This is a genomic window from Achromobacter sp. ACM04, from assembly GCF_014851465.1.
GTDB classification, from domain to species: domain Bacteria; phylum Pseudomonadota; class Gammaproteobacteria; order Burkholderiales; family Burkholderiaceae_B; genus Achromobacter; species Achromobacter aegrifaciens.
This window is the reverse complement of sequence record NZ_JACUZS010000001.1, coordinates 1,142,883-1,156,770: the sequence shown is the minus strand read 5'-3', so window position 1 is coordinate 1,156,770 and position 13,888 is coordinate 1,142,883. Positions and strand designations below refer to the sequence as shown.

Sequence of the window (13,888 nt, the reverse complement as noted above, 5' to 3'; positions counted from 1 at the left end):
CGTTATTAAATATGGTCGGGATGACTTTCATATATTGGACATATGCAGGGGAAAAGTCTACCTTGGTGGCGTGGGCTGCATGCCCGCTGTTCTCGAGAATCCCGATGTCTGCCCCATTAGCCAGTCCCTCATCCCCAACCGCCGCGTCCGCGCCGGCGGAGCCTGTCTCTGCTTCCACCGATCATCTCGCCCGCGGCACGCCCGGTTTGCGGCGCGCCCAGTGGGCCTTGTTCGCGGCCGGTTTCTCCACTTTTTCCCTGCTGTATTGCGTGCAGCCGCTGATGCCGCTGTTCACCCATGCGTTCGGCGTATCGCCCGCGCAGAGCAGCCTGGTGCTGTCCCTGTGCACCGCTTTCCTGGCCGTCGCCATCTTCTTCGTGGGCTTGTTTTCACAAGCCGTGCCGCGCAAACGCGCCATGGCGCTGTCGCTGTTCGCGTCCGCCGTGCTCGGCACCATCGCCGCCGCCGCGCCCGACTGGCACAGCCTGCTGGCGCTGCGCGCGCTGCAAGGGCTGGCCATGGGCGGCGTGCCGGCGCTGGCCATGGCCTACCTGGCCGAAGAGGTCGAGCCAGGAACGCTGGGTTTCGCCATGGGCCTGTACATCGGCGGCAGCGCGTTCGGCGGCTTGTCCGGCCGCGTCATCACCGGCCTGGTGTCGGATCATTTCGGCTGGCGCGCCGCGCTGGGCACGCTGGGCCTCCTGGGTATCGTGGCGGCGGTGCTGTTCGTGTGGCTGCTGCCCGCGTCGCGCAGGTTCGCGCCCCAGCGGGGCCGGGGCTGGGCTGGCGTGTGGGGCGATGTGCGCGCAGGCGCCGCCTCGCACCTGAAAAATGGCCCCCTGTGCGGGCTGTTCGCGCTGGGCGGCCTGCTGATGGGCGCGTTCGTCACGGTCTACAACTACGTGGGTTTTCGCCTGCTGCTGCCGCCGTTTTCGCTGAGCCAGACCTTCATTGGCTTCATCTTCGTGGTCTATCTGGTCGGCATCTTCGCCTCGACCTGGTTCGGCCGCCTGGCCGACCGCCATGGACGCGGCGCGATGCTGTCGGCCGCCACCGGCTTGGCGCTGGCGGGGTTGCTGCTGACGCTGTCCAACTGGCTGCCTCTGCTGATCGCCGGGATCGTGGTGTTCACCTTCGGCTTTTTCGCGGCCCACGCCGTCGCCAGCGGCTGGGTCGGACAGATGGCGCGCGGCTACAAGGCGCTGGCGGCGTCGCTCTATCTGCTGGTGTACTACGTGGGATCGAGCGTGCTCGGATCGCTGGGCGGACACTTCTGGACCACGGGCCAGTGGCCCGGCGTGGCCGCGATGGCCGGCGGGCTGCTCGCGTTGGCGCTGGCGATCAGCGCCGGCCTGTACAAGCGCACGGGCCGCGTGCCGGCATCCGCCGCGGTGGGGCGGGGCATATCCTAGGATGGTCTAAAAGCTAGTAATTCTCATTTATAATTTGCGGCACGCTCGGTGAGCGCCATCCCATCCAGTTCCGAGGGCCGCGATGAATCCTACCTCTCCCGACAGCCAGAACCTGCAACGCGAACATGCCGCGCTGCTCGCCGCGTACGGGCAGGCGCAAGCGCATTGCAGCCGGCTCCTGGCAGCCCAGGCCGCGCGCATCCTGTATCTGGAGAGCGAGGCCATGCGCCTGCGCGCAGCCGTCATCGTGCGCGACACGGCGCTGGCTTGGGCGCGTGAAGACCGCAAGACGCTGGAGACTTCCATTCCAGGCCTGCCCAAGCGCGTGGCGCTGGCGCGCAGCGTCGCCCAGCTGATGGAGCGCGTGCAGACGCTCATGCGTGAACGCCTGGCCTGGCAAGGGCGGACCGGCGCTGCCGCACGTGAACTCGAAACGCTCTCGGAACCGCCCGCCTGGCGTCCCGCGCCGTCAGCCGTGGTGCTGCGCGAGAAGGCGGTGCTGTGCGTGGGCGAGGACGCGGTGGCCCTGGCGCTGACGCGCAAGGTGGTCGAACTGGCCGGCGGGCGCTATCTCGGCCATGATGGCGGCGCGGATGCCGATGGCGACACGCTGGAAGCCAGCCTGGTGGCTGCGGACCTGGTGATCTGCCAGACCGGTTGCGTCAGCCACGGCGCCTACTGGCGCGTGAAGGACCATTGCACCCGCACCGGTAAACAATGCGTGCTGGTCGACAAGCCCGAAGCCTTGCAGGCGCTGCGGCTGGAGCGTGCACCGCTGAAGACGGACGCTTGATTCGTCCGTTTCCCGCGCGCTAACCGTAGCGTCGCGTTACCTAGCGTTTCGGCTGCGCGGCCATTGCCGCAATACAGTCTAGGGGCAAGGGGGCCGACATGCTGACCAAGCGGGACCGAGTGGCGCTACCCTGGACGGACACGCTTGCCCGCCTGGAAGACGAGCGCATCATGTTGCAGCGCATAGCCGCCGGCATGCCGCTGGCCGAGGTGCTGGAGCACGTGCTGCATGCCATCGAGGCGCAGTCCAGCGTGGAACTGCGCACTTCCATCGCGCTGGTGGATGAAAGCGGCGGCTTTCTGGTGCATGGCGCCGCGCCCAGCCTGCCGGCCGCCTACAACAGCGCGGTGCACAAGGCCGTTATCGGCCCGGACAGCGCGTCCTGGGGCGAGGCCGCATACACCGGCAGCCCGGTCTACGTCGAAGATATCGCCTTGAACCCCGGTTGGGCGCGCTGGCGCGACCTGGCCTTGTCCCACGGCCTGCGGGCCTGCTGGTCCACCCCGATCAAGGCGCCCGACGGCCGTCTGCTGGGCGTCTTCTCCAATTACTACGGCGTGGTGCGTTCGCCCTCCGCCCATGATATCGACGCGATCGCGCTGGTCACGCGTAGCGCCGCCCTGGCAATAGAACGCCATCTGACGGAGTTGGCGCTGCGCCAGAGCGGCGAACGCTGGCGCGCCATGTTTGCCGGCATGCAGGAGGCTTTTTTTCTCAGTGAGGCATTGCGCGACGACGCCGGCCGCATCGTCGATTTCCGCTTCCTGGAGGTGAACCCCGCCTTCGAGCGCCAGACAGGCATGAAGGAAGGCGATACCCTGGGCCATACACTGCGCGAGATGATTCCCGGCGTGCCCGGCCAGATCATGGATACGTTCGCGCAGGTCATCGAGACCGGCGAGCCGGCCCAGTTCGAGTTCATGGTGCCCGCGCCCACGGAGGCCTGGTACGAGGCCCGCGCGCGCAAGGACGGAACCGACAGGATGATGGCGTTGTTCCTGGACGTGACGGCGCGCAAGAGAGCCGAGGCCGAGCTGTGGGAAGGGCAGCACCGCAAGAATTACCTCGGCGCCCTGGGCGACCGCATGCGCGAGCTGCATCGCCAGGAGGACATAGAGCAGGCCGCATGCGAAGGGCTGTGCCTGCATCTGGCGCTTGGCCAGATGGCGGTGCTGGATACGCAGGGCGAAGACCAGGCTCCCGCCATATCTTCGGTCTGGCCCCCGGGGTCCACGCTGCTTGGCCAGCCGCCGCACACGCTCGATGCCTTGGGCGACGACTATCACGCGGCCTTGCGGCTGGGGCGCACCACATACCTGGCGCCGCTGCTGGGAGAAGCCGGCGGCGAGATCCGACCGTGGGCCATCGTCGTGCCGCTGCGGCGCTGGGGCCGGCATACCGGCGCGATGTTGGCGTGTCCCGCATCGGGCAGCAGGCTCAAGAACAGCGATATCGCCTTCCTCGAGGAAGTGGCCGAGCGCATGTGCGGCGCGGTCGAGCGTTCACAGTATTCGCGCATGCTGGAACAGCGCGTGGAAGACGCGATCGCGGAGCGCGACCGGATCTGGCGCCTTTCGCCGGAACTGCTTGCGGTGGTCGACCGCCAAGGGCGCTTCGTCAGCGTCAACCCTGCGGTGCGGCCCATTCTAGGCTGGACCCCCGAGCAGTTCATGTCGTTGGCGCTGGCCGACCTGATCCATCCGGACGATCTGGCGGCGACGCTGGCGGCCTGGGGCTGGTCTTCGGGCGACGCGGGTCCGCGTCCCGGCGCAAGGCATCTGGAAAACCGCCTGCTCAAGCGCGACGGCGGCTATTGCTGGATTACATGGAGCATGTCCTGGACCCAGGACAGCCTGTACATGACGGGGCGGGACGACACCGACCTGAAGCAGCAGGCCGAGGCCTTGCGCGACACCGAGAACGCGCTGCGGCAGTCGCAGAAGATGGAAGCGGTGGGACGCCTGACCGGCGGCATCGCCCACGATTTCAACAATATGCTGCAGGGGATCTCGGGCGCGCTCTACCTGGTGCAACGCAAGATCACGGCCGGCGCGCCGGAACAGGCGCTGCGTTTCGTGGACGTCGCCATGGATTCGGCGAACCGGGCGGCGCACCTGACCCAGCGGCTACTGACTTTTTCGCGCCGCCAGCCCATTGACCCCAAGCCGTTCTGCGTGGCCTCCGCGCTGCAGTCCATGGTGGCGCTGTTCCACCGCTACACCGGCGAACGCGTGGCCCTGCGGCTGGACCTGCCGCAGGAATTGTGGGCGGTCTGCTGCGACAAGAACCAGTTCGAGAATGCCATGCTGAACCTGGTGATCAACGCCTGCGACGCCATGCCGAACGGCGGCGCGCTGACGGTTGCCGCGCGTAATGTGGAGCCGCACGATCCGCTCCTGTCGCTCTGCGCCGGAGAGCATGCGGGACGCTACGTGGAAGTATCGGTGACGGACGTGGGTTGCGGCATGCCGCCAGACGTGCTGGCGCACGCCTTCGACCCGTTCTTCACCACCAAGCCCTTGGGCCAGGGCACCGGGCTGGGCTTGTCCATGATTTACGGCTTCGCCAGGCAGGCTGGCGGCGCGGCCAGCCTGGAGAGCACGGTGGACGTGGGCACCACGGTCAGGCTATTCCTGCCGCGCTACGACGGCGCGCCCGAAAGCGTGCAGGATGGCGAACGCCCGGCGGCCGCTACGCCCGGCGCAGCGCGCAAGGAAGTCGTGCTGGTGGTGGAAGACGATGCGAACGTGCGGGAAATGGTGCGCGAATGCCTGGCCGAACTCGGCCTGGAGGTGCTGACGGCGGTGGACGGCGAGGCCGGCCTGGACCTGCTGCAATCCGCGCGCGGCATCGACCTGCTGGTAACCGATGTGGGGCTGCCGGGGCTCAATGGCCGGCAACTGGCCGACGCCGCCCGCGTGGCGCGTCCCGGCCTGCGCGTGCTGCTGATGACGGGATATGCCGAAAGCGCGGCGCGCGGCCAGGGCTTTCTTGAACAGGGGCTGGAGCTGATCGTCAAACCCTTCCAGCTGGACAAGCTGACCGAGCGCGTGCAGGGCATGCTGGACAGCGCGCCCGGCAGGCCGGGGCAGGAGTCCCGCCACTAGTCCGCGCAAGCCCTGGCCGGCGCCGGCCTAGTGACGGCGGCGCAGTTCCGCGGGAGGCATGCGCAATTGCCCGCGGTACTTGGATACCGTGCGCCGCGCCAGCAGTATGCCGCTGGCCGCCAGTTGCTGGGTCAAGGCCACGTCCGAGAGCGGCATGGCCGGATCCTCGGCCTCGACCATCTCCTTGATCAAGGCCCGCACCGCCGTGGCGGAGCAGGACCCGCCGGTGTCGGTGGCCAGTTCGCGCGAAAAGAAGTGGCGGAACTCGAACACCCCGCGCGGCGTCACCATGTACTTGCCGACGGTGGCGCGCGACACCGTGGATTCGTGCATGTCCAGGTCATCCGCGACCTCGCGCAGCATCAGCGGCCGCAAGGCCACGTCGCCATATTCGAAGAAGGTCTGCTGGCGCTTGACGATGGCTTCGGCCACGCGCTGGATCGTGATGTAGCGCTGTTCGACGTTGCGCACCAGCCAGCGGGCTTCCTGCAGCTCCTGGGCCATGGGGCTGCGGTCGTCCAGGCGAGCGCGCCGGAACAATTCGGCATAGGTCTGGTGCAGCCGCGCCTGGGGCATGGCGTTGCGGTTGGGCAGCACGCGCCAGCGCGATTGCCATTTGTCGACGAATACGTCGGGTACGACGTAGACAGGCGCTTCGGCGCTATAGCGGCCGCCGGGCTTCGGGTCCAGGCTGCGGATCAGCGCGCAGGCCTCGCGCAAGGCGTCCTCGGAGCAGCCCAGCTGCTGGCGCAAGCCGACGCAGTCGTTGCGGGCCAGCCGCTCGAGTTGCTCGTGCACGATGCGCAGGGCGAGCGTCCGCAACTCGTCGCTGATGCCGGTTGCCGCCGCCAGCTGCAGCGTCAGGCACTCGGCCAGATCGCGCGCGGCCAGGCCCGGAGCATCCAATTGCTGGACCAGGCGCAGCGCAGTCATCCATTCGCATTCATCCGGGACGGGCTCGGCGCCGCGCGGCGCGTCTTCCCACAGATTGGACAGCCGCGTGCGCAGATAGCCGTCGTCATCCAGCGCGTCGATGATGTACTCGGCAAGCAGGCGGTCGCGCGCCTGCAATTGATAGTTGCCCAGTTCCTGGGACAAGCGCTGGCTCATCGATATGGGTGCGCTGACCCACAATCCCTGGTCCCGGTCCGGGCCGTCGCCCTGCGCGCGCGTGGGGTAGTCGCCGGAATAGGCGGGAGCATCAGGCGGGGGCAGATCATCCTGGGGCGCAGGCTCCAGCGGCGCGGGCTGGGGCGGGTCAGCAGGAGGAAAGCCCTCCGCGGCGGCCGGCAGGTCGTCTTCCAGCTCGTCGGGATCCTCCAGGAATGGATTGCTGGCCAAGGCCTGTTCCACTGCCGTGGTGAATTCCAGCGCGGTCATCTGCAGCAGCTTGACGGATTGCTGCAGGCGAGGCGCCAGCGCCATCTGCTGGCGCAGGCGCAGTTCTTGCGTGGGGTAGACCAATCGAGCCTCCTGGGGACTGGCTGCCGGCGGCAGTCCATCCTTGTACTGAAGCAAAGACCATGCCAGGCGTCTCGGCGGGCGAGGCGGGTTGATTGCGCGCGCGGCGCTGCCCCAGTATTACAAGCCAGTGGTAAGAAATGCCTCTCGCGCCTCTCGCGCGCGGTGGCCGCAAGATCGGCCCTGGCGCTCAAGCCCCGGCGTCGTCCTGCCCGTTCTGGTCGTAGTCTTCGAGGCGGTTGTAGAGCGTCTTCAGGCTCAGGCCCAGCGTCTCCGCGGCGATGCGCTTGTCGCCCGCATGGTGCGCCAGCGTCGCAAGAATGAATGCGCGCTGCGCCTCGCCCAACGACATGCCGATGGGCAGGGTCAGCGCGCCGTTACGCAGCATCGGCCGCTGCGCCTCGCGCGACCGGGGCAATAGCTCGGTTTCGAGTTCACCGTCTGCCAGAATGAACGCCCGCTGCACCGCGTTGCGCAGTTCACGGACATTGCCCGGCCAATCATGCAGGGAGATCGCTTCCAGCATGCGGGGGGAGAACGACTTCCGCGTGCCGTTTGCAGCATTCAAGGTGTCGAGGAACCAGTGCGCCAGCACCAGGGCGTCTTCGCCCCGCTCACGCAGCGGCGGCACGCGTAACGGAATCACCAGGAGCCGGTGCAGGAAGTCCTGGCGCAGGCGGCCTTCAGCGACCGAGGCGAAGGGATCGCGGTTGCTGGCGCAGATGATGCGGACATTGGCGCGCAACAAGTCCGAGCCGCCTACGCGCTGATACGTGCCTGCCTCGAGCACGCGCAGGAAATTCACCTGAAGGTCGGGCGGCATTTCGGTGACTTCATCCAGGAACAGCGTGCCGCCGCTGGCGTATTCGAAGTAGCCGGCGTTCTGGGCGACCGCGCCGGTAAAGCTGCCTTTTTCATGCCCGAACAATTCGGCATGCGCCAGGCTGCCGCTGATGGCGCCGCAATTGACTGCCACGAAAGGCTGTTCGCGGCGTTCGCTGGCGTCATGGATGGCGCGCGCGACGATTTCCTTGCCGGTCCCGCTTTCTCCCACGATGAAGACGCTGGCATCGGTGGCTGCGGCCAATTGGAGTTGCGCGCCGAGTTTCTGCATCACGGGGGACAGGGCTGATGGGTCCAGCAGCGCGTCGGACTTCGCGGACGCCGCTGCACGCGGGGCAGTAGTAGTGCTGCGATTGGGCATGCTGATTCCTGAGGGCCCGCGCGGGCCGTGAGTCTGTTTCCATGCTAGAGAATCGACGCAGTACGGTATGCGACGATTTGCAAGCATTCGAAAATGTTGATGGAAAGTGTCGAACATTTGCCACCGGGCCGGCGGTTATCGCTATGCTGAATCACTGACCCTCAACATCCGCGACACGGAGCAAGCATGCCTCATCTGTTGATCGTTGATGACGACCCGGCGATACGCGAAACCCTGGCCGAAATCGGGCGCGAAAGCGGCTTTTCAGTAGCCCTGGCCGCCAGCGTCAAGGATGCGCTGATCCAGCTGGAGCGGCACGCGCCCGATCTGGTGCTGACCGACATCCGCTTGCCTGAAGGCAGCGGGATGGAAATTTTCAAGAGCGACGCCGCCGCCAGCGCAGAGGTGGTGGTGATGACCGGCCACGGCACCGTCGACAACGCCGTGCAGGCCCTGCGCCTCGGGGCCACAGATTACCTGGTCAAGCCGATCTGCATGGAACGCCTGAACGGAATCTTCGCGCGCGTGAATGCGAATTCGAGCGGCGATCTGCGGGGGGCTCCGTTCGAAGAACCGGGGCGCTACGGAAAGATGTACGGCGCGTCGGCCTGCATGCAGGAACTCTACCGTCAGATCGGCCGCGTGGCCACCACCAATGTGACGACCTTGCTGATCGGCGAAAGCGGCACCGGCAAGGAACTGGCCGCGCATGCCATCCATGAACTCAGCGCGCGGCGCCAGCGTCCCCTGATCGCGGTGAATTGCGGCGCGATCTCGCCCAACCTGATCGAAAGCGAAATGTTCGGGCACGAGCGCGGCAGCTTCACCGGCGCGGACCGCCAGCACAAGGGCTATTTCGAGCGCGCTGACGGCGGAACCCTGTTCCTGGACGAAGTCACCGAAATGCCGCTGGACCTGCAAGTCAAGCTCTTGCGGGTCCTGGAGACCGGGCAGTTCATGCGCGTGGGCACCAATCGGGAGATCGCCTGCGATATCCGGATCGTCGCCGCGACCAACCGCGATCCCGAGCAGGCGGTGAAGGATGGCAAGCTGCGCGAGGACCTCTATTACCGGCTGAGCGTCTTCCCCATCAAGCTGCCGGCGCTGCGTGAACGCGGCGACGACATCCTGTTCCTTGCGAATCGCTTCCTGCAAGGCTTGAACCAGGAATCCGGCAAGAACAAGGAATTCTCGCCGCGCGCGCTGGCCGCGCTGCAGCAATACGCATGGCCGGGCAATGTGCGGGAGCTCAAGAACTACGTGCGCCGCGCCTTCATCATGGCGGATGGCGATACGCTGGAAGTGGATATGCTGACGCCCCGAGTGTCGCCGGCGGGCGAGGGCGCGGGCGGCCAGGTCAGCGTACCCGTGGGAGAAACCTTGGCGGAAGCGGACCGGCGCCTGATCCTGGCGACGCTGGAGCGTTGCAACGGCGTGAAAAAGCAGGCCGCGGCAGTGCTCGGCATCAGCCCCAAGACGTTGTACAACCGGCTTGAGGAATACGCCGCTGCGGACGCGGAAGGCGCCGCAGCGGCGCCTGGCCGGAAACAGGACCGGTCCTGACCTCATTTGCCGTACCGCGTTTTCAGGTCCGCCATGCAGGCGTCCTTGGCATTGCCGGACATGGCGTCGCATTTTTCCTTGCCGACCTTGTAGTCGGCATCGTTGCGCACCTTGGCCGCGTCATGCGAGGCCTCGGCCTTTTCCTTGCCTGCCTTGGCGTCGGCCCGGGCCTTGTCGCGCGTGGCTTCGGCCTGCTGCTGGCAGACGTCCTTCTGGTTGCCTTTCATGCCGTCGCAACGTTTCTTGTCCAGCTTGTACTGGTCATCGATCTGCGCGTTGCTGCGCACGGCGCCGCCGCTGGTCTGCGCGGTTTGGGCTTGCGCCTGAAAAGCCAGGGCGGAAAGGCTCAGGGCGACGGCGGGGAGAACGACTCGGGACAGATTCATGGCTGACTCCTAGGATGGGGACCCGGCATCGCCCGGGCCTGGCCGCATGTGCAAGCAAGCGGCGTTCCCGGGCCGGCCGGGCACGCCGCTTGCTCCGGCACCTTGCCGCAGGCGGTGCCCATGCGCACACTGCAAGCATCCATTGAACGAGCCCGGGGATACGAACATGCAAACCAAGCGCGCAGACCATGAAAAGGCGGACACCGAGCAAGGCAAGGCCAATGCGCCGCGCACGCAAACTGAGGCGGCGCATCGCAGCGGCCAGTTCGGAACCGACAAGCCGGGCTTCGGCAAGCCGGCCGCGGCGCCCAAACGCGAGTCGGACAAGAAGCCCAACGACAAGGGCGCGGAGTACGAGGAAGGCGGCCAGTATCCGGGCAAACGGCCCGGCTCAAAATAGCCGCTGGCGGCGGGTTCAATCCGCCGCTTGTTCCGTCTTTTCGGCGGGGATTGCGTCCGCCTCTTGCTCGCCCAGCCGGAACAGCAGCACCACGCTGTATAGCGCGGCCAGTCCGATCAGGCCGTAGACGCTGCGCGTCGCGGCGGCCGACGGCAGCACCTTCGCGAAGACATCCAGGCCTACCGCCGCGATCAGGCCGCAGTTCAGGCCGCCCGCAACCACCGCGATCAAGGCGGACCAGTCAAGCAAGGAAAGGCCGCGGGCCTCGGGAGGGACCGGGGGAGGAGCAGAATCCTCTTCCAATTCTGAAAGATCTTCTTGGTTGCCGGGCATGTCCATGTGGAAGTCCTTTGCGCAGAATGCGGGTAGGCGGGACTGCGGGCGGACTGCCTCTGAACCTGCCGGTCCAGGCCGCTCGCCAGCGCTACAGCAATTCCCATGCCTGGAACGGGCACGGCAGTTGCTGACCACAAGGGAATGATTCCCGATGGAGAGCACAATGTCCCTGATCGTTGCCGCCCGATTCGACACTTTCGACCACGCCGCCGAGGCGGCGCGCAAGCTGTGCGCCGAAGGATTCACCGAAGACGATATCCATACCTTCTACATCAACACGGCGGGCGAACACGCGCGCTTTCCGATAGGCGGCGACCGCGTGGCCGATCCCGATGCCCGGGGCGGCCATTTCGGCGCGGTGGCGGGCGCCTCCGCGCTGGGCCTGGTGTTTGCGCTGCTGGGCGGGCTGATCGCCGCCCGGGTGGGGGCTTCGGTCTTGATCGTCATTGCCGCTGCGGGCGTAGGCGCCTATCTGGGCGCGCTGGCCGGGGCGCTATGGGTGATCGGGCGCGGACGCCGCAGGCATCCGGCGGCCACCGTCGCCCGTGACGCGCATCCTGCCGTACGCCAGGCGGGCGTGATGCTGGCGCTGCACGTGTCGCCGGACCGCGATGCGCTGGCAAGAACCGTGCTGACGCAGGCCGGCGGCACGGACGTCGAGCGCGCGCAAGGCCGCTGGTTGAATGGCAAATGGGAAGACTTCGACCCCTTGACGCCGCCGCGGCATGTGGACGCGTCGACGATGGCGAACTAGGCCGAGGGAGACACGGAGATGAAAAAGACCTTATGGCTCTGCGGTGTCGTCGCGCTATGCCTGCTGGCCGCGCCCGGTGTGCTGGGCGGCGTGCAGGCGCAGGAACTGGCGGAGCCGGAAGCGCGCTTCCTGCAGGCGGCGGCCGGCTCCGGCATGTTCGAGGTAGAGGCGGCGGAGCTGGCGAAGAAGCGAGCAGGGGACCGCGACGTGAAGGCATACGCCGCACGGATGCAGGAGCAGCATGGCGCCATGAACGCCGAATTGAAGACCCTGGCCGGGCGCAAGCAGGTGAAGCTGCCAGCCGAACCATCCGAACCCGACCGGGGCACCCTGCAACAGCTGGGCAACAGGACCGGCCCGGACTTCGACGCGCTCTACATCGAAAAGGCAGCCGTGGACGCGCACGTCACCGCAAACCGCCTGTTCGAGACGGCGGCACGCGAGTCCAAGGATCCGCAGGTGCGCGATTTCGCGGTGCGTGCGCTGCCCATGGTGGCCGAACATCTGGCAGTGGGCCGCAAGCTGCAAAGCACGCCGCCCGCCGACCCGGACAAGATCCAGCCGGCGACGAAGGGCGAAGCGCCGGCCGTGTCGCCAGCGTCGCGTGAGGCGCCGGCCTCGATCGCGCCGGCCAAGTAGCGGGACGCGCGGGCCTCAGTCGCCAGCGCTGCCGGTAATGGGCAGCACGATGCCGGTGATGTAGCTGGCGCACACGGGCGAGGCCAGGAAGACGTAGGCCGGAGAGATTTCCTCGGGCTGCGCCGGACGCCCCAAGTCCGTGTGCTTGCCGAATTCCTTGATCTTCTCCGGACTTTGGTCCGCAGGATTCAGCGGCGTCCATACGGGTCCCGGCGCCACTGCGTTCACACGCACGCCCTTGCCCGCGAGATTGGCGGCCAGCGAACGTGTGAAAGCATGGATCGCGCCCTTGGTGGTGGAGTAGTCCAACAGTTTGGCGCTGCCGCGCAGGCCCGTGACCGACCCGGTATTGATAATGGAAGCGCCAGCGTGCAGATGCGGCAGCGCCGCGCGCGCCATCTGGAAATAGGCGGTGATGTTGGTGCGCAGCGTCTTGTCCCATTTCTCGTCGCTGATCTCGGGCAGCGTGTCGGTGTGCTGCTGATAGGCAGCGTTGTTGACCAGCACATCGAGCTTGCCGTATTCCCGGATCGTCTGTTCCACCGCCTGTTCGCAGAACGCGGGTTCCTGTACGTCGCCTGCGATCAGCAGGCAACGGCGGCCTTCGCTTTCCACGGCGCGCCGGGTGTCTTCGGCATCCTCTTGCTCGTTGAGATAGACGACCGCCACGTCGGCGCCTTCGCGCGCATACAGCAGGCAGACCGCGCGGCCTATGCCGGAATCGCCGCCTGTCACCAGCGCAACCATGCCCTCGAGCTTGCCGCTGCCCTTGTACTGGGGCGCCTGGTACTGTGGCTTGAGAACCATGTCGGCTTCCTGCCCCGGCTTTTCCAGGTGCTGGGCCGGCATGGGCGGTGTGGGATGCGGGCGGGCGCCGGTGTCGGCTTGATCGGGCTTGCTCATGAGGGTCTCCTGGTGGGCAGGCGCGACAGGCGCCTCGCCCATTGCCGAGCAAATGCCATGCCCGGCCCGCCGCGCGCGCCGGAGCTACTGCCGTCCCACCACCACGCCGAAAAGGAAAGCCGCGCCAGCCACCAGGCCGATGGCCTGCCATGGCCGGGCGTGGATGTACTCCTCGGTGCAGTCTATGGTCTCCCGCATCAGGTCGCCGGCATGGTCTGAAGCGTCGCGCAGGCTGCGCCGCGTGGCGTGCAGCTGTTCGGACAGGCGCGCCTTGAGCGCCTCCAGATCGGTCGCCGAGGCGTCGCTGAGCGTGGCTTCCAGGTCGTCGATCCAGGCCTCCGGGTGCCGTGCACGCCTGTGCGCGCCGCGGTTGTCCGGGCCGTTTTCCGGAAAGTCGGAGGGCAGGGGGGTGTTGGTAGAGGCCATCGGTAGCTCCTGGCTGTCGGGCGGGAAATACGCCTGCGCGGACCGGCCCGGGCGGCCGCGCTGCGGATCCGAAGGCTTCAGGCCTCCAGCATGTCGCGGCAGGCCAGGGTGCAGCTTAGGCAAGCGCCTGCGCAGACCTGGCAATGCTCTGCCTCGTGCGATGAACATTCGCGCGCGCAGGCATCGCAGATCAGCGCGCACAGCGTGCAAAGCGCATTGGCGAACTCGCCGTCGCGCGCCAGCATCGCCGCGCACAGCCGGCAAACCGCGGCGCAATCGGTGCAGAGTGCAATGCATCGCTGCATGTGGGACGGATTTTCCCGCAGGCACGCGGATGCGCAAATATCGCAGGCGACGGCGCATTCATAGCAGGCTTGCACACATTGCTCGAAATTTTGGTCTCGCATTGCATCTCCTTGTGTGTGCCGGGTACGCGCGGCAACCGGCGTGCCCGGAGACCGGGCCACATCCGCTTGCAATTTGATGCCGCACGGCGATGACCCG

At 67.0% G+C, this 13,888-nt stretch carries 14 protein-coding genes; 7 read left to right on the top strand and 7 right to left on the bottom strand.

The window, feature by feature from the left end; translation table 11 throughout:
- Positions 1-104 precede the first annotated feature (104 nt).
- From IB259_RS05370 to IB259_RS05360, 3 genes are all read left to right on the top strand, one after another.
- Positions 105-1,412, top strand: a complete 1,308-nt coding sequence (locus IB259_RS05370) for an MFS transporter (protein ID WP_054454235.1) — start codon at positions 105-107, stop codon at positions 1,410-1,412.
- An 82-nt stretch (positions 1,413-1,494) separates the two neighbouring features.
- Positions 1,495-2,205, top strand: a complete 711-nt coding sequence (locus tag IB259_RS05365; protein WP_192327943.1) for a DUF2325 domain-containing protein — start codon at positions 1,495-1,497, stop codon at positions 2,203-2,205.
- 98 nt (positions 2,206-2,303) lie between these two features.
- Positions 2,304-5,312 (top strand): GAF domain-containing protein, encoded by a 3,009-nt coding sequence (locus IB259_RS05360; protein ID WP_192327941.1) that lies wholly within the window; start codon positions 2,304-2,306, stop codon positions 5,310-5,312.
- A 27-nt stretch (positions 5,313-5,339) separates the two neighbouring features.
- Here IB259_RS05360 and IB259_RS05355 read toward each other — a convergent pair whose 3' ends face one another.
- Both IB259_RS05355 and IB259_RS05350 read right to left on the bottom strand, forming a co-directional pair.
- The gene (locus IB259_RS05355; RefSeq protein WP_192327939.1) at positions 5,340-6,776 is read right to left on the bottom strand and encodes an RNA polymerase factor sigma-54; all 1,437 of its coding nucleotides are present in this window, start codon (positions 6,774-6,776) and stop codon (positions 5,340-5,342) included.
- A gap of 187 nt (positions 6,777-6,963) precedes the next feature.
- A complete protein-coding gene (locus IB259_RS05350) occupies positions 6,964-7,887 on the bottom strand; it encodes a sigma-54-dependent Fis family transcriptional regulator (protein ID WP_054454242.1) in 924 nt (307 codons plus the stop codon).
- Positions 7,888-8,163: 276 nt separating this feature from the next.
- On the opposite strand from IB259_RS05350, the gene IB259_RS05345 reads away from it, so the two are divergent.
- A complete protein-coding gene (locus IB259_RS05345) occupies positions 8,164-9,540 on the top strand; it encodes a sigma-54 dependent transcriptional regulator (RefSeq protein WP_054454244.1) in 1,377 nt (458 codons plus the stop codon).
- Between the two features lie 2 nt (positions 9,541-9,542).
- Here the strand turns inward: IB259_RS05345 and IB259_RS05340 are convergent, their stop codons facing one another.
- A complete protein-coding gene (locus IB259_RS05340; RefSeq protein ID WP_054454246.1) occupies positions 9,543-9,926 on the bottom strand; it encodes a hypothetical protein in 384 nt (127 codons plus the stop codon).
- Between the two features lie 166 nt (positions 9,927-10,092).
- On the opposite strand from IB259_RS05340, the gene IB259_RS05335 reads away from it, so the two are divergent.
- Entirely contained in the window at positions 10,093-10,326 is a 234-nt protein-coding gene (locus IB259_RS05335) for a hypothetical protein (RefSeq protein WP_054454248.1), read from the top strand.
- 15 nt (positions 10,327-10,341) lie between these two features.
- Here the strand turns inward: IB259_RS05335 and IB259_RS05330 are convergent, their stop codons facing one another.
- Positions 10,342-10,575: a DUF378 domain-containing protein gene (locus IB259_RS05330; RefSeq protein ID WP_225588734.1), complete on the bottom strand. Its 234-nt coding sequence runs from the start codon at positions 10,573-10,575 to the stop codon at positions 10,342-10,344.
- 250 nt (positions 10,576-10,825) lie between these two features.
- Here IB259_RS05330 and IB259_RS05325 point away from each other — a divergent pair, with 250 nt between their 5' ends.
- Together IB259_RS05325 and IB259_RS05320 are read left to right on the top strand one after the other, a co-directional pair.
- A complete protein-coding gene (locus tag IB259_RS05325; RefSeq protein ID WP_125472095.1) occupies positions 10,826-11,416 on the top strand; it encodes a hypothetical protein in 591 nt (196 codons plus the stop codon).
- Between the two features lie 18 nt (positions 11,417-11,434).
- A complete protein-coding gene (locus IB259_RS05320; RefSeq protein ID WP_192327937.1) occupies positions 11,435-12,055 on the top strand; it encodes a DUF4142 domain-containing protein in 621 nt (206 codons plus the stop codon).
- Positions 12,056-12,070: 15 nt separating this feature from the next.
- On the opposite strand, the gene IB259_RS05315 is transcribed toward IB259_RS05320, so the two are convergent.
- From IB259_RS05315 to IB259_RS05305, 3 genes are all read right to left on the bottom strand, one after another.
- Positions 12,071-12,958, bottom strand: coding sequence for an SDR family oxidoreductase (locus IB259_RS05315; RefSeq protein WP_054454255.1), 888 nt, complete (start codon positions 12,956-12,958; stop codon positions 12,071-12,073).
- 84 nt (positions 12,959-13,042) lie between these two features.
- The gene (locus IB259_RS05310) at positions 13,043-13,384 is read right to left on the bottom strand and encodes a YqjD family protein (RefSeq protein ID WP_054454257.1); all 342 of its coding nucleotides are present in this window, start codon (positions 13,382-13,384) and stop codon (positions 13,043-13,045) included.
- A gap of 77 nt (positions 13,385-13,461) precedes the next feature.
- The gene (locus tag IB259_RS05305) at positions 13,462-13,791 is read right to left on the bottom strand and encodes a four-helix bundle copper-binding protein (protein WP_125472091.1); all 330 of its coding nucleotides are present in this window, start codon (positions 13,789-13,791) and stop codon (positions 13,462-13,464) included.
- Positions 13,792-13,888: the final 97 nt, after the last annotated feature.